We start from the raw sequence: 18,784 nt of genomic DNA, 5'->3' as shown, positions 1-18,784 counted from the left end.
CACTAATCATTTTGTTATTTCACTAATATACATTTCGAATGTTTTCCGTTGACACGAATAAGGTAAGCGCCATTATTCTTTCCAGCGAGGTCGATAGTAAGCTCATCACCGTCGCCATGCTGACTCGTCACTTTCACGCCAGTCATGGTAAACACCTCGGCATTGATGTCGTTTGCACCTGCGAGGAACACGTTCACGGCGCGCTCACCGCACTGCGACACCACGAGGCGGCTATCGTCAGCCACTACCGAGCCTACACCCGATTCACCCTTTCGGCGAAGCACTTCCTTCAAGCCCTCATAGGCATCTATCTTTCCAGATCCCACCTTTGCGGGGTCAGCCTTCTTCATGGCATCGTCCATACGCGACGTCTTCTTGATGATGTCCCTGATATCCTCGATGGTCAGCGTTGGATCAGCCTCTAACCAAAGAGCCACAATACCCGTCACCATAGGACAAGCCATTGACGTGCCGGCCGCCCATGCATAAGGATAGTCGATACCGTCAACAGTGGCGACAGCCGACAACATGTCGTCGCCAAGAATGTGCTGGTCTTCGAGATAGTATCGGTTCATCGACGATACAAGATAAGCACCAGGCGCCAATACGTCGGGCAAGTTACGTCCGTCAATAAGTGTTCCGTAAGAAGAGAATGGAGTCACCTCGCCAAACTCTATGCCGGAGCCAGGCTGCTTGTAAGCCCATCCGTCAAGCTGAGCCCAAGCAGTAGTGGAGTTGTAAGAGCCCACGCTGAGAGTACTCTTTCCACAAGCCACGTCGCTTATCGAGCCATTGCTCGACCCATCGTCCCATCCTTCCATCTTGAGGTCGCTCATTCCATAGTAATAGCCTGCCATGAAGGCGTCGAGTCGTTGTCCTTCCTCTCCCTCGACGAAGACAGCCACCTGATACTTTCCTTCGGGATTGGTTTCTGGATTGTCAATCACCTCAAAATCGAGAGTACACAACGAGCGACCTACCACTTGGTCAGTGTCCCAGTACAATCCTAAATAACCGCTGAAATACCTGTCAAAGGTAGCATCGACTACGTCATTGTCGTATTCCTTATAGTTTTCAGAACAGAAATACAGTCCATTTCCTTTCGTATCTTCTGTGAGATTAAGTTCGAAAGTCTTACTGTTCCTTTTTCTTTCGGTATTATACACGACAACCTTAAACGACTTGAAAGGCTTGTCGGTGTCGCTATAGATTTGCAACTGTCCCGATCTCACGTAGATAGTACCTTCGCTCATCTTCACGCTGTCGCCGACAACGAAGGTCTTGAATTCCTTGTCGTCGGCAGTGAATGTCTTTGTCGCGGCAATCTTTTCATCTCCCTCGTTACCCGTGGCAAGGATTATCTTAGCGTTGAGTTTCTTTGCAAGCACATCGAAATATTGGCAAACAGTAGCCTTACCGTCGTGCGAACCCTGGTTAGAACCAAGCGAGAGATTGACGACGATAGGTTTATTGACATATTCCGCATAGTAAAGGAGGTCCTCAACAGCGATGGCTATCTGTATGTCGGTGAGTGCCGTACACGATGCGGCACAGATATCGGCATCGTATGCCACTCCGTAGTAAGGGTTAGCTATTCCTTCCTCCACCTTCGAGCCCGTCTGTCCATTGTTAGTCAAAGTTGCCACCTTAGCATTGCCGCGGTATCCGCCAGCCATGATGCCGGCGGTATGTGTGCCATGATAAGTTGATGCTGCGTCGGTCTTATACTCGTTGATTTTTTCAGGTGTGTTATATACCGTTCGCTTTATCATCTCCTCGATGGTCTGTCCTTGTTTTGTATCGACCACCTCAAAATATTTCAAGCGGGAATTGCCATTCTCGTCCTTGAAGTTCAAGTGGTTGACGTCAAAGCCATTATCAACGATACCACATACGATGCCCTTGCCAGTATAAGCCTGCGAGAGTCCTATTCCCTGGTGGATCTTATCTACTCCAGTATCCTCGCGAGCATACTTCAGCTTTTGCTCCATTGGTCTTTCCATTTGGAAATTGGTGATCGATTTCAGCGAGGCTACACGCTCCGCATCGTCGAGTGCAACCGAAATAAACGCAAAGCCAAAGCTTGTACGCAACACGTTGACGCCCTGTGCTTTCAGGTCGGCCTCCGTTGCTCCATCGGCCAGTTTCACTATTGCGAGCGCATGAGTCTGAGGCACTCCAAGCATCTCGTTCACCGTCTTTGGTGTCTGTCGTGTAAACTGGAATAACTCCGGTTTACGTTGTTCCATTTTCAGTTGGCGAATCCTTACCTTATCTGCTATTCCCAGATGCGACTGAGCAGTGGCAGAAAGCGCCATTATCAACAACGACGCTGTAAAAAACTTAAATTTCATTCTCGGTTATTTAATATTATTTCTATTTTTTCTTGGAAAAGAGCTATCGTATAGGGTTTACTACGACTTTCTTTCCGTTGACGATGTAAAGACCGCGAGACATGGTCTTCACCTCAACGCCCATAGCATTGAAGATCTTTCCGTCGCCAGCCTGTTCAGCCTCAACATCATTTATGGCAGTTTCGCCGACCTTGGTGACTTTCACTTCCACCGCCTCGTTGACGACGAAGACAAACTGTCCAGCCTCGTTGGCAGTTATTTCATTGCCATCGACAGCGACCTTAATCTTTACTGAAGGTATAGGCATCACTACCACCTCAGCACCCGGCAGCACGTAGAATCCATCTTCCTTGTCCTCCTTGTCGGCTTCCTTCACCTTGTCGTAAACGACAGAGAACTCGTTCACCTCTATATCTTCGAGTACGAAGTCAACACTCACCACGCTCTTGTCGCCGGTAGAGTAAATCTTCAGCACATCATTGTTTCTTGGAATCACCTGATTGCCAGGCTGCAGTGAATTGTTGACATACATAAATGCCGGTTCTTCCGCCAAATTGGCAAAGCTGACATGGAACACTTCGCCTTCGTAGAACTTCACCTCGTTATATCCATTCCCTACCCTGACGTCGCGATAGTTGTCGTAGTCACCCGAGCGGAAGCTGTAATAGTTTACATTTGAAATATCGTCAACATATACGATGAGAGTCTGGTCGCGCACATATTTCTTTGTCCTTACGACAATGGTCATTCCGTCTTTCACGTCAATAGAATAGCCAGCGCCCGGCGACGCCTCTGACTGCGCCACTCCGTTGGCAGTAACCGATACTACAGTACCGTACTGCGAGCCCTTGATAGTTATCGTTGACTGTTTCTCAGACAGCTCTATCGTATTTCTTCCGCTTGACAAGCCCTCAAGAGGAATCTCTGAATAGCTCTGCGTGTCAAACTGTGTCACTAGCACATTGTTCACATCGTCAATAGTCAGCGTGGCATTGATTTCAGCATATAATTCGGCGTCGATGACCATTGTCATGTCGTCGATAGCATTGAATGAGTAATGTCCTGCGAAATAATCTGTCTGCCCTCCATTAACAGTCATCTTATTGAACTTGTATTTCTGAATGTTGCCATAAACGGTAACCATGGAACCCCAAGGCACATCGAATCCGGCTGCTGCAAGATACTTTTCCTTAGCCACATCCTCGCCTTCCACCTTCACGGCTGTGATAAATCCCTCGGCAGCAGCGGGATCAGCATACGAAAGCATCACCTTTCTTGTCAGTCCGGCAGGAGCGTTCACCTTAACGTCAACGTTGACACTCGCCTCGTTGAGCGAAACATAGAATGTGTTATAGGTTCTATTCAGCATATTGCCGTCAACACTTACCGAATACAGCACCTTTCCCGACACTGCATGCTTGAACTGGATTTGGTCAAAGCCAGGGATATACCTTATTTCCGTTGTCTGCTGTGAGAAGGTATAGCTCTGGTTAGATGTGCCGTGTGCGTCAGCCTTCAGTAAAGCAGGATCGTCAACGGTCACCCGGCACACGCCGGTACGGTCAGCCTCGGTACGTGAGATGACATCATATACGGCGGCTTCCTCTCCTTTCTTCACGGAGATAGATGAGCTTGTCTCTGTTGTCGCTCCATTAAGAGTTTTTGTCACCTTTAGATAACAACCATCATTTGGGGAGATGCTAATAGACTGATAGAAACCTGTATTGAATGGATCACTTACAGAGAAGATGTTTTCTCCATTGTGAATAGAAACGACCTCGTTATTGACCTTTACGGTTACGTTAGCCGCATTGTCGATGTTTACTTTCACATCGAGAGCATTAGCAGTCAGTCCCATCATACAAAGCACGATGGTGACCAACGAGTAGTAAATTTTTCTCATAAGCTTTTTCAAATTGTGATATTTTTCTCTTTTCTAAAGTTATTGTTTGTTACATTTTGCTTGCAAAGGTAACAAAATAATTCTTCTTGTCAAAAGAAAAAAGACGAAATATCCTATTTTTACTTTTTTTAGTCACATTTTAACACAATGCCCCGTACAGAACTCGTGAAAAGCTCCATACAGGGCATTTTGTTTATCTTATTCCTCAAGGAAAGGGAAAGAGACCACAGAATAGCTCAGCTTTATGACATTTGTCTTGTCGTTGTCGTCGCTGAGGATGAGATAGCTTGGCATCTTCGGGTTGTCGGTAGTGATGGTAAACGTCTTTTCCTTTGAATATCCGAAAGGATACAACGCGTAGTCCATCTTTGCATTCTGGTAATACCATGCTCCGCTTCCGTATCCGTTCTCGGCAAACTGCATCCTTATCTTGTTGTCGCCGACGAGCGTGTATTTGTAGTTCAGTCCGCCACTATAGTGGTTTCCGTCAGTAGTGGAATACGACACGAAATGGAAGCCAAAACGATCGTTATAAGTGCCAAAAAAGGCATAGAGCAGAATGTCGCCGAGTTCATTAAGTCCGCGTCCGAAATACGCCCATGCTTTCTTTCCGAAAGTGCCCATGTCAGAATAGTCACAGAACCACTGGTAGTCGATGAGCAACTGGTTGAGAGGAATTACCTTTTGGTCGAGAGTGACGTTTGCTCCCGACATTTCCTTGTAGCTGCCACCTTCAGAATAGGTAAATCCGGTAATATCCACGCCTTCAATATTTACGGGTTGATAAGCCTTCATGCCATTCTCGCTATACACATACGGTAAGGTGACAGTTATCGGGTTGCCCTGCTCGTCATCCACCTGGAATTTCAGAGTGCGTCGGTAAGGCGAGCCAGGAATTTCCTTTCCGTTAACCTTCAGCGTGTAGTTAAGCGACTGCATCTCATACCTCACCTCCTTCACGTTGTTGAGATATTCGGTCCACGACTTTCCCTGCTGCATCGGGGTGAGAATGGCATAAGTGCCTTGGCGGCGTCCCTTGAGCACCACTTGGTCAGCCTCTGCCTTCATCACGCTGAAGTCGTAGTCGCCCGACATGCCTTCTCCCTGATCTCCCGAGAGAGGAGCCGAAGGGTCGCTGAAAACATGGAACACCTGGTTGTAGGTGTCGAACGAGAGCATGATACCAGCCGACTGTTTCACGCTGTAGTAGCTGGTCTCCGTATATTCAGATGCGGCGAGTTCGTTGGCCACGGTCACCTGTCCGTCCTTTTCAAACTTTATTATCATGTTATATCCGCCGTAGGTGGCGGGATCGCCAGGGAAATACTGCATTATCCATCCGTTGTCAGCTCCTGAGAGCACCTCGATGGTATTCTTCACCTGAGCATTAGCCCTGTTAGCCGACGAGTCGCTGAAGAAGTCTTCCTGTTCGTTGCTGCACGATGCGGCGATGAGAGCCACCGCCATGCACAGTAAATAATGTATCTTTTTCATATCTTCTGTCTGGTAAAAATGTTAATTGAGAGATTTCAAGTCAAGTTCATCGATATGTTCCTGACGTTCAAGCACCTCCTCGCGCAGGGCGTCGATATCCATTCCCCACGTCTCTTCCATATAGCCACGCAGGATGTCGAGCTTTGAAGCTATCGCCGCCTTTCCTGAGTCTGATGCCTTAGCCACGGTATCGTCCCAATACTTCTGTGTATGTGTGACATAGGTAGAGAGCATCTCGCAGAGGTCCTCGTCAGTATTCATCGACGCGTATGGGGTGATGAATCCGCGGTCGAGTGCCTGCTGGTTGGAAAGGTTCACCCAGCTCTGCGACGTGTATCCTGTCGGTGTCACCTCTTTATATACAGTAGGATAGTCTTTTGTCTGATGCAGGATATGCGTAAACTCATGGTGCATGGTATGGAAATACCAGTAGTTGAGGAAATCGGGGTCGAGGTTTTCGAAGTCGAGGCTGTTGATGTTCAGCAACGATATTTTCATACCGCCTTCAGCCACACCTATCGACACCGATCCGTCGGTATTATATTGTGGCGAACCGACGAGATGAATCAGTTTCGGGCAGTAAGTGCGAATAAACGTGTTGCCCATCACCTTTGCATAAGCGTCAAGCCACAGGTACTTGGTGAGTTTGGCGATAGCCACAGCCTTGTCATATTCGGCAGGCACGAGGTTATATCCCTTGTCGCTTTCGTTAAATTCAAACCTGTACTTCACCTGTATATTATATTCATCGACATAGTTGGTCTTGAGCCAACGGTCGAAATCATTTTCTGGCATTGTCTCGTTACTCTCGAAGATGCTTTCGGGATTGAGTTCGTCTTCGCTGCATGATGTCATGCCCAGGCACATTGCAGCAGCCATAAACATATATTTCAGTTTCATCTTACATTGTCATTTATGATATTGTCATTCATTAACACTCTCATCTCGGATTAGCCTCAAGTCCAGCAGAGATCACGTCGTCAGGCAGCTGGAACGCCTTGCGCGGATCGTCTTTCTGCAGATATACGGGAGTCTGTCCTGCTCGGTTGTGTGCTATCTCAATACCGAATCGTTTGATATCCTGCCAGCGCAGTCCGTCTTGCATGGTTTCGCAGCGGCGCATATGCAGAATACAATGGAACAAAGCCTCTTGTGTCTCGTCGTTGATGGTAAATCCAGCTGGGTTGAGGCGTTTCTTCGGCGTGTTGTTGGCAGAGGCAGGCATTGGCTTGCCCTCGGCATCCTCGCTATAGTCCATGTCGATGTAGATATTCTCCACGTCCTCCAGCGCGATATTCAACTTTGCGCGACAGTTATATTGCATCCAAGTGTTGATGTCCTCAACGGCCTTGTCATACTGATTCAGATGGACATAAGCCTCAGCGCGGCACAGCAGTGTCTCGGGTCCCGAAAGCATCACTGTGACCACCTCTGGATAACCGATGCCATTCACCTTGTCCACATACTGCATGTCCTGGCGATATTTCGAGTAGCATATTTTCTGTTCTATGCCCCAACAAGAGTTAGCCATATAGAGGTCGTTGCTCTTTCCGTATTCGCCCCAGAGTCCGCCGGCGCGGTAAGTCTCTATGTTACAGATATATGTAGCATTATGTCCGTATCGTGTACCGATATTGTATGGACCGAGCCAGAAAGGCATCTGCGATGTAGCCGTCTGCAACAGGAGGTTGGCAGCCGATTTCGACGACACATACTCGTTACATCTTGAAGTGAAGTCGGCAGCCATATTGTAGATGGCCTGCCAGTCGCGCATCACCTTTCCTGGATTAGAGCCCAGCACCTTGTTGGCACATTCTATTACCTTGTCCCATTTCTGGTAATAGAGATAGAAGCGGGCGGCAAAGGCATAGGCTGCTGCACGTGTGAAGTGGTATTTCGGCACGGTATAGATCTGGTCGTCGATAAGAGGCAGGCCTTCTTCGATGTCCTTTTCCATATTAGCGTAGAGTTCAGCAAGTGTTCCTCGTGTGTATTCAGGTTTCACCGTTGTCTCTGGCTCCACGGCATAAGGCAGTCCGAGGTAGGTGTTGGCCGTCTCCGGCGCATAAGCCATGCAGAAGACGTTGGCGAGCTGGAAATGTCCCCATGCCCTACACATGAGAGCCTCTCCGCGCTGAGCTTTCATCGTCTCCCGTCCGTTCATCTCGTCGATAGAGGCAAGTGCCTGGTTGGCGGCTGCGATGGCGATATAGGTGTTGTTCCAGAAACTTCGTGGCGAGTCGTTGCCCGTTCCTGTGATTTTCTCCCAGAGGTATGCTTCCTGTTGCTGTCGTTCGCCGATGGTGTAGGTGGCGCCGTTGTCCATGGCATTGTCTGAAGCCATCTCGCAGAGATAGTTGAAATTGCTCTCAGGATAAGCCGAGACGAGTAGTTTCGTCACCTTCTCTATGCTGTTTATTTCCGTACGGTTGTCGGGCATCTTGTCGAGGAAGTCGTCGCAAGAGGTAAGTGTCATCACCGTTCCGACAGCCATATATATGATATTACGTATTTTCATTTCTTTAAGTCTTCTTTTTCGAAAAATATGGTGTTTATTACGCTTTATAATCCGAGTCTTACGGTCAGAGTAAACTGCTTTGGCATTGGCGATGCCACACCGCCGCTGTTAAAGAATTCTGGATCTTGTCCGTTGAGTTTCTTGTCTGAGTAGATGAGGAAGAGGTTTGTTGCCTGCAGCTTCAGCGACAAGTTGGTGAGCTTCAGCGGCTGGATGAGTTTAGCCGGGAAGTCGTAGCTCAGCGATATTTCTTTCATGCGTATGAAGTCTCCCTTTGCCACTCGCTCGGTAGAATAGTTGTATGCGTTGTAAGCATAGCTGAGATAGTTGTCGTTGTTGAGCAGTCGTGCGTCGGCAATGACGGGCACATTGGTTATTGCCTCGTCGCCCTGTACGGTCCATCGGTTCTTAAACTCCTTTGGCATAGCCGTAAGGTCGCTGTATGAACTCTTGAACACTGGGTCGAGACGTATCACATTGCCGAAGGCGTAGGTCATAAACACATTGAGTTTGAAGTTCTTGTATGTGAAGACGTTGCCAAACGAGCCGGTTATTGTCGGGTCGATAGAGCCTTCATAAACGAGGTGGCTCTTCTCGTTATACTCCTGGAAGTAGATGTCGCTGGTGGTCACCTGTCCATTCTCGTTGACGAACGTGGGCAAGCCGTCTTCGTTAAGGCCTTGGAAGTCGAAGGAGAACAACGAGCGCACTGGATATCCTTCCATGGTGAATCCCGTACCTGTCACCATATCTATTACGCGCACATTAGAGTCGAAATCGGTGACGGTATTCTTTGTCTTCGAGAAGATGAAGTCGGTGTTCCACTTGAAGTCTTTTGTCACAATATTCTTTGTGGAGAGCGACAGTTCGATACCGTGTGAGCGCATACTTGCCACGTTGGCATATTTCGTTACGCGTCCGCCAACGCCCGTGGTGGTGATGGCACCGATGAGGTCGTAGTTATTTCGTCTGTACCAGTCGATTTCGACGTTGATGCGGTTGTCGAGGAATCCCATGTTAGCTCCGATGTTGAACTCATGTTTTTTCTCGTAAGTCAACTCGCTGTTTTCCACGTCGTTGATGCCGAGCCCAGTCTCTGAGTCGCCTGTTGATGGTCGCCATGGGTTGTAGCTGGTGATCACCACCTTCGAGTTTGTGATGCTCGACGGTCCTCTGTCGGCCGTGAGCGAGTATGATGCTCTCAGTGTAAAGTTGGAGAGTGCTGGGCGCAACGTCTCGAACCAAGGTTCCTCGTGCATGTTCCATGCTCCCGACACGTTCCATGTTGGCAGCCATCGTGCTGAGCGACTTCGTCCGAGTTTGTTTGTTCCTTCGTAGCGCACTGTTCCATTGACGCTGTAACGTCCTTTCCACGAGTAGTTTGCGGTGCCGAAGAAAGCGGCAGAACGCGTGTAGCTATCTACTACAGAGAAATACTGCGTGCCCTCTTCCTGTCCTTGTTTGAAATACTGGTAGTCGTAAGAAGGCAGCATGCCCATATCATACTGGATGCCGACGCCGTGGAAGAAAGTACGACGGCGTTCGAGGTTGTTCACCTCCATACCACCGAAGAAGTTCACGATATGGTCGTCGTTATACACGTCGTTGTAGTTGGCTGTGGCGCGGAAGTCCCAGCTGTTCATCCTGTATTTTGTCTCACGATAGAAACCGCCGACGGGCAGCACGCTCACTGGCAGCGAGTTGACCTTGTCGGGGTCGGTATAAAGCCATGGGTTTGCATTTCTCACGGTGGCATCGTCCATAGCTCGGTAAGCCCATGCCTGGTTGGCATAGTCGTGTATTTCGTGCTCCTGTGTTGTGGTAGAGAACTTGTATGCTCCGAGCACAGATATTTCCACCTTTGTTATTGGTTTGTATTTCAGTTCGCCCTGGAGTTTGGTATCTACCACGTTGAAGTTCATGAAGTTGTTGTTCAGTTCATGGAAGATATTGAACGGTGAGTAGTTTCTCACGTAGTATTCATTAGGGTCGAGTGTGCGCGAGGTGTTGAGCGCATACGAATAAGGGTTGATGTCGAAGTCGCGTCTCACCTCTCCCGACACGGGGTCGAGGCTCTGTCCGAGTGTACCTGGTGCGCGCTGCTTACGGTAGGCGGCATTACCTATCACATTGAATGTCACCTTCTTCGAGATGTTGTAGAGGGCGTTGATATTTCCTGTATATCGCTGTACGCTGCTCTGTCGGTACCATCCCGGATCGTCCATGATACTGAACGAGGTATAGTACTGTGCCTTGTCGGTTCCTGATGCCATGCTTATGGAATGGTTTTGCGAGATGGCGTTGCTAAAGAGCAGGTCAAACCAGTCGGTGTTTCTGTACTCAGCCTCTCTCAGATAGGCGTTGCGTGCAGCCTCGGTGTTGGCGAGTCCAAACTTCCCGCTTGTCTCGTCGTATGAGTTGATGAGATGATACATCTTGCCATACACGCCACTGTCAGAGGCGCGATAGGTGGAGGCGAAATTGATAATACCGCCTTTTTCCATCTCGCGATACACTCCCATCTGCTCCTGCGAGTTCATGATGTTGAAGTTGTTGTAGCTTGGTTTCAGACGCATGGTAAACTCGCCTGTATAGCTGATCTTGTTGCTGCCTGAATGTCCTTTCTTTGTTGTCACGACAATCACACCAGCCATAGCTCGCGCGCCATAGATAGATGTGGCGGAACCGTCTTTCAGTATCTGGAACGACTCGATGTCGTCGGCGTTCAGTCCAGCAATGGCAGAAGAGATAAGCGTGGCGGCATCGCCTGACGAGAGTGCGTCGGCATCGACCTCAGTCACGTCTTCCATTATCACTCCATCGACTACCCACAACGGTTTGGAGCTGCCGTAGATTGACGTTGCTCCGCGGACGCGTATGCGTGGTGCCGTACCGAATGTTCCGCTGACGTTCTGTACCGACACACCTGCCGCCTTTCCTTCGAGGGCGCGGCTGACGTCAGCCACACCGTCGAGCTTCACCTTTTCTCCCGTCACCTTTGTCGTGGCTCCGGTGAAGAGTCGTTTGTCCATTTTCTGCATACCTGTCACTACGACGTCGTTAAGAGTCTGTGCGTCAGGTGCGAGGATGACAGTCATACCATTGTGGGCTTTTACTGTCTGAGTCACCATACCGATATAGCTGATGACAAGTTTCTTGCCATTTGGCACTTCAATGGTGAATTGCCCGTCTATATCTGTTATGGAACCTGTCTTGGTTCCTTCTACCATTACCGACGCTCCAATCACTGGTTCGCCGTCATCTTGGGAAAAGACCTTTCCCGACACTTTCGTCTGCGCTACTGCCATGGTCACAAAAAGACATAGCACGGACAAGAGCGTTCCTATTCGTTTTTCCATAAAATTTTTTAGCGATTATAATAATTTATTAGAAACTGAGTGCAAAATTACAAAAAAAAAACATAACTTGCAAAGTATTCGTATAAATTATCAATATTATTGGGGAAAAACGGAGAAATTTAACATTTGTAGTTAAAGTATCTCCATTATGAATTTAACATTTACAGTTAAAGTATCTCTCTCAACGGTTTCATGACGAAATCGCGCTCGTGCATCAGTGGATGAGGCAGCGTGAGCTCGTCGGTGGCGATGTGGAGATCGTCGTATGTCAAAATGTCGATGTCTATTATCCGGTCGCGATAGCACCCAGCGACCGACTTTTCCGTTCGTCCCATGTCGCGTTCTATCTGTTGCGTGGCATGCAGCAACTGCAGCGGCTGCATGTCTGTGACAACCATTATCGCCGCATTGACAAAAGTGTTTTCAGACTCAAAGCCCCATGGTTGGGTTACTAAAAGAGTTGACTGACGCTCCACGTCGCCAATCAACTCTCTTATTCTGCTTATAGCCTCAATGACATTGCCTTCCTTGTTGCCAAGATTGCTTCCGAGGCTGAGAAATACTCTGTGTTTCAAGCTCTTGTAATTAATTCAATTTCTAAAGAAATATCTGACGATTATCCGCCTCTGTAGGGTCTTACTTCATGTAAGACCGCAATCCGATTCGTAACGAATGAGCGATGTCATTAGGCGGGCGGTCTTACATGAAGTAAGACCCAACAACGGCGGTCATCAGCGCAATCAACTCGTCAACTTAAAACAATCAGTCATCGAGCAAGAGCAGTGCGTCGCCGTAGCAGCCGAAGCGGTAGCCATGTTTCAGCGCTGTCTCGTAGGCTTCCATCGTGAGGTCGTATCCTCCGAAGGCAGCCGTCGCCATGAGCATGGTCGATTCGGGATGATAGAAGTTGCTTATCATGCTGTTGGCCAGTCCGAACTCGTATGGCGGGAAGAGGAACTTGTTGGTCCAGCCGTCGTATTCCTTGAGTTGTCCGTCGGTGCTCACGGCGGTCTCTGTGGCTCGTGCCGTCGTCACGCCGACCACGCAGACACGTCGCTCGTTGGCCTTGGCGTCGTTGACGAGGTCACACGCCTCACGTCCGATGATGATCTGTTCGGAGTTCATCTTGTGTTTTGTGAGGTCTTCCACTTCGATTGGCTCAAAGCTTCCCAGTCCGCAGTGTGCCGTGATATACGCCTTCTGTATGCCTCTTATCTCCATGATTTTCATCACCTCGCGACTGAAATGCAGTCCCGACGTAGGTGCTGTGACAGCTCCCTCATTCTTGGCGTAGATGGTCTGGAAGTTGTCCATATCGTCGAGCGTAGCGGGACGGCGGTCGATGATATAGCGTGGCAGCGGTGCCTCGCCGAGGCTGAAGAGTTCTTTCTTAAACTCGTCGTGCGGACAGTCATAGAGGAATCTGAGTGTACGTCCTCGGCTGGTGGTGTTGTCGATGACCTCTGCCACCATCGGTCCGTCTTCCTCAAAGAAGAGTTTGTTGCCAATCCTTATCTTTCTTGCTGGTTCCACGAGCACGTCCCAGAGACGTTGCTCCTTGTTGAGTTCCCTGAGCAGGAATACCTCAATCTTTGCATCGGTCTTCTCCTTAGTGCCATAGAGACGTGCTGGAAAGACCTTGGTGTCGTTAAAGACGAAGACATCGCCCTCGTCGAAATAGTTGACCACGTCACGGAAGGTGAGGTAAGCGGGATGTTCGTCGATGACCTTTCCTCTTTCGTCCCTTACCTTTTCAATTATCTCGTCGCCGTCACTGTCTTTCTTGTAGAGTTCTATCTTTTGGCTTTTCTTGTGTAATACCATCAACCTACACTCGTCACGATGGTACACTTTCTCCACTACATTCCCGTCATCGTCGGTAAACTCGATGCATGGGGGTTCGAGAGCGACTTGGCTTTCAGGTAATTTGAATTTGAATTGGGACAGTTTCATATCGTATTTCATTTGTTTACTTATTTGTGTTACGCATGTATCAAGCTCTTTGAAGTTTTTTTCCCCTTTTCGCAAGAGTTGAGTTTATTTACTTTCTTGTTGACCACATTCCACGTCTTGGTTTTCAAGCCATTGCGGGAAGTCGTCGAGTGTTATGCAATCTTCTATCCTCACGTCGCCGAGGCGTGTGCGGCAGAGTGCCGTGAGGTAGGCGCCGCTGTCGAGAGCCTGCCCTATGTCGCGTGCCAGGGCGCGTATGTATGTTCCTTTTCCGCAGACCACGCGTATCTTCGCCTGCATCGTCGCAGGGTCGAAGTCGGTGAGTTCTATTTCGTCTATCTGCAGCGTCTTCGGCTTGAGTTCCACTTCAGCGCCTTTCCGCTTCAGCTTATAGGCGCGGTGGCCATCCACCTTGCATGCAGAGTAAGCGGGCGGCACTTGTTGTATCTCGCCTACGAAGAGCTTGAGTTTCTCTTCTATCAGTTCACGGGTGATGTGCGCTGTCGGGTAAGTGGCGTCCTCGGGATGCTCCATGTCGTAGCTCGGTGTGGTGGCTCCTAACTGCAGCGTGGCAGTATATTCCTTGGTGTGATACTGTAGTCGTTCTATCTCCTTGGTCTTCTTTCCCGTACAGAGTATCAGCACTCCTGTGGCGAGCGGGTCGAGCGTGCCGGCATGACCAGTCTTCACCCTTTTCACTCCCACCTTTTTCGATATCAGGTAGCGTATGTGTGCCAGTGCCCCGAAGCTCGACATCCTGTAGGGCTTGTTAATATACAGTATCTCTCCTTCTACGAAATTCATATCAACGAACAGATCAGTGTTACTACTCCCGCTATGGCGCAATAGATGCCGAAATAGATGAGTTTGCCTTTCTTCACGATGTTGATCATCCACTTACATGCCAGACAGCCAGAGACGAAGGCAGCCAAGAAGCCAACTGTCAACGGCAGAACGTCGATGCCGCCGAATGCCTCCTCGCCCTTAACGGCTTTAATCACGTCGAGCAGTGCCTCGCCGAGGATGGGCGGTATCACCATGAGGAACGAGAACTGCGCCAACGTCTCTTTCTTGTTGCCGAGGAGCAGACCGGTGGCGATGGTCGAGCCAGAGCGCGAGAGTCCGGGCATCACGGCACATGCCTGTGCAATGCCGATGATCAGCGCGTCGCGCCATCCGATGGTGGATTTCTGTCGTGGCTTGGCGAAATACGAGAAGGTGAGCAGAGCTGCCGTGACGAGCAGCATACAGCCTACTATTACCAGTCCCGAACCGAAGATTTCCTCCACGGTGTCCTTGAAAAACACGCCCACGATGCCTACCGGTATCATCGAGATGATGATGTTAATCACATAGCGGGTCTCGTCGTTCATCTCACATTTGAAGAGTCCGCGGAATATCCAGTCTATCTCTTTCCAGAGTATGACGAGCGTGCTCAGCACCGTCGCAACGTGTACGGCAACGGTGAAGGCGAGGTTTTCTTCTCCTTCCAATCCGAAGAGGTATGAGCCGATGGCCAAATGACCGCTACTGCTCACGGGCAGATATTCTGTCAGTCCCTGCACGAGACCGAGTATGAGTGCTTGTATCCAGTCCATATCTTAGTCTTTTGGTTTTCTTATCACTGCGTATATCATCGAAACGAATCCCAAGAGGCACACGGCCGGAGCCACCTTTATGCGGCGGGCGCTGAAGATGTCGGGATTATATGCTTCTTCTGTCGAGCCTCCTCCGCTCATCAGAATAAATCCCACCACTACTATTGCCATGCCGATGGCAAGCAGTATGTAGTTCATACGGTCAAAAGCGAAATTTTTCTTGTCCATTATTGTCTTTGTTTTTTTTTATTATCCATCGTTATTTCTTTGTCTCTCTCCCCTACCGTCAGTTGCGGTAGAGCTCGCCTGCCGTCATCTTAAGATAGCGGTTGAGCGAGAGGTAAGAGCACATGGCGGTGATGACCAGTCCGAAGCAGAACACCGCGGTTGCCACTATGGCGAGGTCAACCCATGTGATGACATTGAGCACTCCTGGCTCGAATATCATCAGCCAATAGAATCCTCCTCCCAAAGCGCCACACGCCAAGAAGGCGGCAATAAGACCCACGCCCATCATGTTGCGCATAAACGGGCGGCGGATAAAGCTCCACGAGGCTCCTACGAGCTTCATGGTGTGGATGAGGAAACGGCGGGAATAGATGCTAAGGCGCACCGTGTTGTTTATCAGCGAGAACGACACGCACGTGAGCAACACTGCCAATACTAATAGTATGATGTTTATCTTGTGGAGATTGGAGTTCACCTTGTCCATGAGGTCGTCCTGATAAGCCACGTCAGTCACCTCCTTGCGCTTCTTCAGCTCGCGCGAGATGAGCTTCAGCGAGTCGCGGTTGACGTAGTCGGCCTTCAGCCTCACCTCAAGCGTGGCGGAAAAGGGATTGAACCCGAGGAATTCCGACGGGTCAGAGCCCATGGCTTCGGTCTGCTCTTTCTGTGCCTGCTCCCTGCTGATATAGTCAATGTCGCGCGAATAGGGGCGATGATAGAGGTCACGACATAGCAGCTTTGCGCTATTCGTGCTCACATTGTCGTTCAACATCACTGTCACCGTGAGGTTTTCTTTCACGTATGCCGAGAGGTTTCTTGCCATCAGCACCGAAAGGACCACCATTCCCAAAAGTATTAGCACCATCGTAGTGCTTATGCATAAAGTAACTACCTGCAAACCGGTGCGTCTGCGGGTCGTTTTACGTCGTTTTGCCATTCTTTTATGATGTAATACACCTATTTCAAAAAAAATTTTTGCAAAGATAGTGTAAATTGGGCGAAAAACAAAATATTTTCAGTGTTTTTTGTTACCTTTGCACCAAATTTGACATTTATCACTCAATATAAACTGTTAAACTCATGAGTACAATCATATATCCATCGCCCATCTTCGGACCGGTAAAAAGCCGACGATTAGGCATCTCGCTTGGCATCAACCTCATGCCTGCCGACGGCAAGGTGTGCACTTTCGACTGCATCTACTGCGAATGTGGATTCAACGCCGACAGACGGCCGCGGCAGAAACGTCCGTCACGACAAGAGGTGGCAGAGGCTCTCGAAGCCCAGCTGAAGAAGATGCACGACGAGGGCGTCCACCCCGACGTGCTCACCTTTGCTGGCAACGGCGAACCTACCTCACATCCTGACTTCGCCGACATCATCGACGACACCATAGCGCTCCGCGACAGCTATTGCCCCGAGGCAAAGGTGTCGGTGCTGAGCAACTCCACGTTCATCCTCCGCCCAGACATCCACGGCGCCCTCATGCGGGTGGATAACAATATACTGAAACTCGACACCGTCGATCCTCTATATATAAATAAGGTGGACAAGCCTACGGGACACTACGACGTGAACCGTATCATCGACGCCATGAAGCGCTTTGAAGGACACGTTATCATACAGACCATGTTCATGAAGGGCAACTACGGAGGCGAAAGCGTTGACAACACCACCGACGACTATGTCTCACCGTGGCTCGAAGCTGTGAAAAGCATCCAGCCAATGGAGGTGATGGTTTACACCATCGACCGCGAGACGCCCGCCGAAGACCTTCAAAAAGCCACACACGACGAGCTCAACTCCATTCGCGACCGCGTCATTGCGGCAGGCATACCATGCACGGCATCATACTGACAAAGAAAATTTTCTGTATTTTTCTTGTATATTTCATAAAAATGAAGTAATTTTGCAGCCAAATCTTTAAAAACAGAAAACATAAACAAACAACAATGGGCGGTATTTTTGGAACAATATCAAAAAAAGACTGCGTCAACGACTTGTTCTACGGCACAGACTACAACTCTCACCTCGGGACAAAACGCGCCGGAATGGTCACCTTCGACCCAGAGAAAGGATTCTCAAGGTCGATACACAGTCTTGAACGCGACTATTTCAGATCTAAATTCGAAGATGAGTTGGATAGCTTCATAGGATGCCAGGGACTGGGTGTCATCAGCGACACCGACCCGCAACCTATCATCGTCAACTCTCACCTCGGACGCTATGCCGTGGTCACAGTGGCAAAAATAAACAACCAACGCGAGATTGCCGACGAACTGCTCGCTCAGGGCATGCACTTCAGCGAGATGTCGGCCAACAAGATCAACCAGACTGAGCTCGTCGCACTGCTCATCAACATGGGCAAGGACTTCACCGACGGCATCAACAGGGTGTTTGAAAAAATCGACGGGTCGTGCACCATGCTCGTACTCACCGAAGACGGCATCATCGCCGCACGCGACTATGCCGGACGCACAACGCTCGTCATCGGAAAGAAGGAAGACGCCTACGCCGTGACAAGCGAGACCACAGCATTCCCCAACCTCGACTACGAGACAGTTCGCGACGTGGCTCCTGGCGAGATAGTACGCCTCAGGGCCGACGGCATGAAGGTGATGCAGGGACCGTCAGGATGCAGCCAGATATGTTCTTTCCTCTGGGTCTATTACGGATTCCCAGCCAGCGACTACGAGGGCATCAACACCGAATACGTGCGCGAACGATGCGGAAAGATGCTCGGCGAAGAAGACGACACCGAGGCCGACCTCGTATGCGGAATACCCGACTCGGGTGTGGGCTTCGCCTTGGGATATGCCGAAGGTCATAAAATACCTTACAAACGTGCCGTATTGAAATACACGCCCACATGGCCACGAAGCTTCACTCCGGGCAACCAGTCGAGACGCGACCTCGTGGCAAAGATGAAGCTCATACCCAACCGCGCCATAATGAAAGACCAGCGAGTGGTGTTCTGCGACGACTCTATCGTCAGAGGCACACAGCTGCGCGACAACGTGCGCACGTTCTTCGACTGCGGAGCCAAAGAGGTGCATGCACGCATCTCATGCCCGCCACTGGTGTATGGATGTCCGTTCATCGGATTCACCTCGTCGAAGAGCGACCTCGAACTCATCACACGCCGCATCATACGCGACTTCGAGGGCGATGAGAACGCAAAACTCGAACAGTATGCCACCACCGACTCGCCCGAATACCGACGCATGGTGGACGAAATAGCCCGACAACTCGGACTCTCATCGCTAAGATTCAACAAGATAGAGACTCTTATCGAGTCTATCGGACTGCCTAAATGCAAGGTCTGCACTCACTGCTTCGACGGCAGTAGCTGCAATATGAAAAAGAAATAAAAAACA

General features: G+C 49.6%; 14 protein-coding genes. 2 read left to right on the top strand and 12 right to left on the bottom strand.

Going from position 1 to position 18,784, the window contains the following annotated elements:
- Window positions 1-14 precede the first annotated feature (14 nt).
- The 12 genes from CIK99_RS07065 to CIK99_RS07010 form a co-directional block, all read right to left on the bottom strand.
- On the bottom strand, window positions 15-2,354 hold the full coding sequence (locus CIK99_RS07065) for a S8 family peptidase (protein ID WP_094380832.1): 2,340 nt from the start codon (window positions 2,352-2,354) through the stop codon (window positions 15-17).
- Window positions 2,355-2,397: 43 nt separating this feature from the next.
- Window positions 2,398-4,257 (bottom strand): hypothetical protein, encoded by a 1,860-nt coding sequence (locus CIK99_RS07060; protein ID WP_144007928.1) that lies wholly within the window; start codon window positions 4,255-4,257, stop codon window positions 2,398-2,400.
- A gap of 198 nt (window positions 4,258-4,455) precedes the next feature.
- Entirely contained in the window at window positions 4,456-5,751 is a 1,296-nt protein-coding gene (locus CIK99_RS07055) for a DUF4302 domain-containing protein (protein WP_094380830.1), read from the bottom strand.
- A gap of 21 nt (window positions 5,752-5,772) precedes the next feature.
- Window positions 5,773-6,651 carry a putative zinc-binding metallopeptidase gene (locus CIK99_RS07050; protein WP_094380829.1) on the bottom strand — a complete coding sequence of 293 codons (879 nt, stop codon included), beginning with the start codon at window positions 6,649-6,651 and terminating at the stop codon, window positions 5,773-5,775.
- 40 nt (window positions 6,652-6,691) lie between these two features.
- The gene (locus CIK99_RS07045) at window positions 6,692-8,269 is read right to left on the bottom strand and encodes a RagB/SusD family nutrient uptake outer membrane protein (protein ID WP_094380828.1); all 1,578 of its coding nucleotides are present in this window, start codon (window positions 8,267-8,269) and stop codon (window positions 6,692-6,694) included.
- 44 nt (window positions 8,270-8,313) lie between these two features.
- A complete protein-coding gene (locus CIK99_RS07040; RefSeq protein ID WP_094380827.1) occupies window positions 8,314-11,628 on the bottom strand; it encodes a SusC/RagA family TonB-linked outer membrane protein in 3,315 nt (1,104 codons plus the stop codon).
- Window positions 11,629-11,795: 167 nt separating this feature from the next.
- Window positions 11,796-12,203 carry a 2-amino-4-hydroxy-6-hydroxymethyldihydropteridine diphosphokinase gene (gene folK, locus CIK99_RS07035; RefSeq protein ID WP_254047748.1) on the bottom strand — a complete coding sequence of 136 codons (408 nt, stop codon included), beginning with the start codon at window positions 12,201-12,203 and terminating at the stop codon, window positions 11,796-11,798.
- Window positions 12,204-12,390: 187 nt separating this feature from the next.
- A complete protein-coding gene (queA, locus tag CIK99_RS07030; protein WP_094380861.1) occupies window positions 12,391-13,581 on the bottom strand; it encodes a tRNA preQ1(34) S-adenosylmethionine ribosyltransferase-isomerase QueA in 1,191 nt (396 codons plus the stop codon).
- Between the two features lie 84 nt (window positions 13,582-13,665).
- Window positions 13,666-14,385 carry a tRNA pseudouridine(55) synthase TruB gene (gene truB / locus CIK99_RS07025; RefSeq protein WP_094380825.1) on the bottom strand — a complete coding sequence of 240 codons (720 nt, stop codon included), beginning with the start codon at window positions 14,383-14,385 and terminating at the stop codon, window positions 13,666-13,668.
- Window positions 14,382-15,179: an undecaprenyl-diphosphate phosphatase gene (locus tag CIK99_RS07020; protein ID WP_094380824.1), complete on the bottom strand. Its 798-nt coding sequence runs from the start codon at window positions 15,177-15,179 to the stop codon at window positions 14,382-14,384. The genes truB and CIK99_RS07020 overlap by 4 nt, the downstream gene beginning before the upstream one ends.
- Window positions 15,180-15,182: 3 nt before the next feature.
- On the bottom strand, window positions 15,183-15,407 hold the full coding sequence (locus tag CIK99_RS07015; RefSeq protein ID WP_094380823.1) for a DUF3098 domain-containing protein: 225 nt from the start codon (window positions 15,405-15,407) through the stop codon (window positions 15,183-15,185).
- Window positions 15,408-15,465: 58 nt separating this feature from the next.
- Entirely contained in the window at window positions 15,466-16,344 is an 879-nt protein-coding gene (locus tag CIK99_RS07010; RefSeq protein WP_094380822.1) for an ABC transporter permease, read from the bottom strand.
- A gap of 143 nt (window positions 16,345-16,487) precedes the next feature.
- Here CIK99_RS07010 and CIK99_RS07005 point away from each other — a divergent pair, with 143 nt between their 5' ends.
- On the top strand, window positions 16,488-17,264 hold the full coding sequence (locus CIK99_RS07005; protein ID WP_094380821.1) for a radical SAM protein: 777 nt from the start codon (window positions 16,488-16,490) through the stop codon (window positions 17,262-17,264).
- Window positions 17,265-17,359: 95 nt separating this feature from the next.
- Window positions 17,360-18,778: an amidophosphoribosyltransferase gene (locus CIK99_RS07000; RefSeq protein WP_094380820.1), complete on the top strand. Its 1,419-nt coding sequence runs from the start codon at window positions 17,360-17,362 to the stop codon at window positions 18,776-18,778.
- Window positions 18,779-18,784: the final 6 nt, after the last annotated feature.

The sequence above is a fragment of the Prevotella sp. P5-92 genome, assembly GCF_002251245.1.
In the GTDB taxonomy this organism is placed as follows: Bacteria; Bacteroidota; Bacteroidia; order Bacteroidales; family Bacteroidaceae; genus Prevotella.
This window is presented reverse-complemented; position numbering and strand designations above follow the sequence as displayed.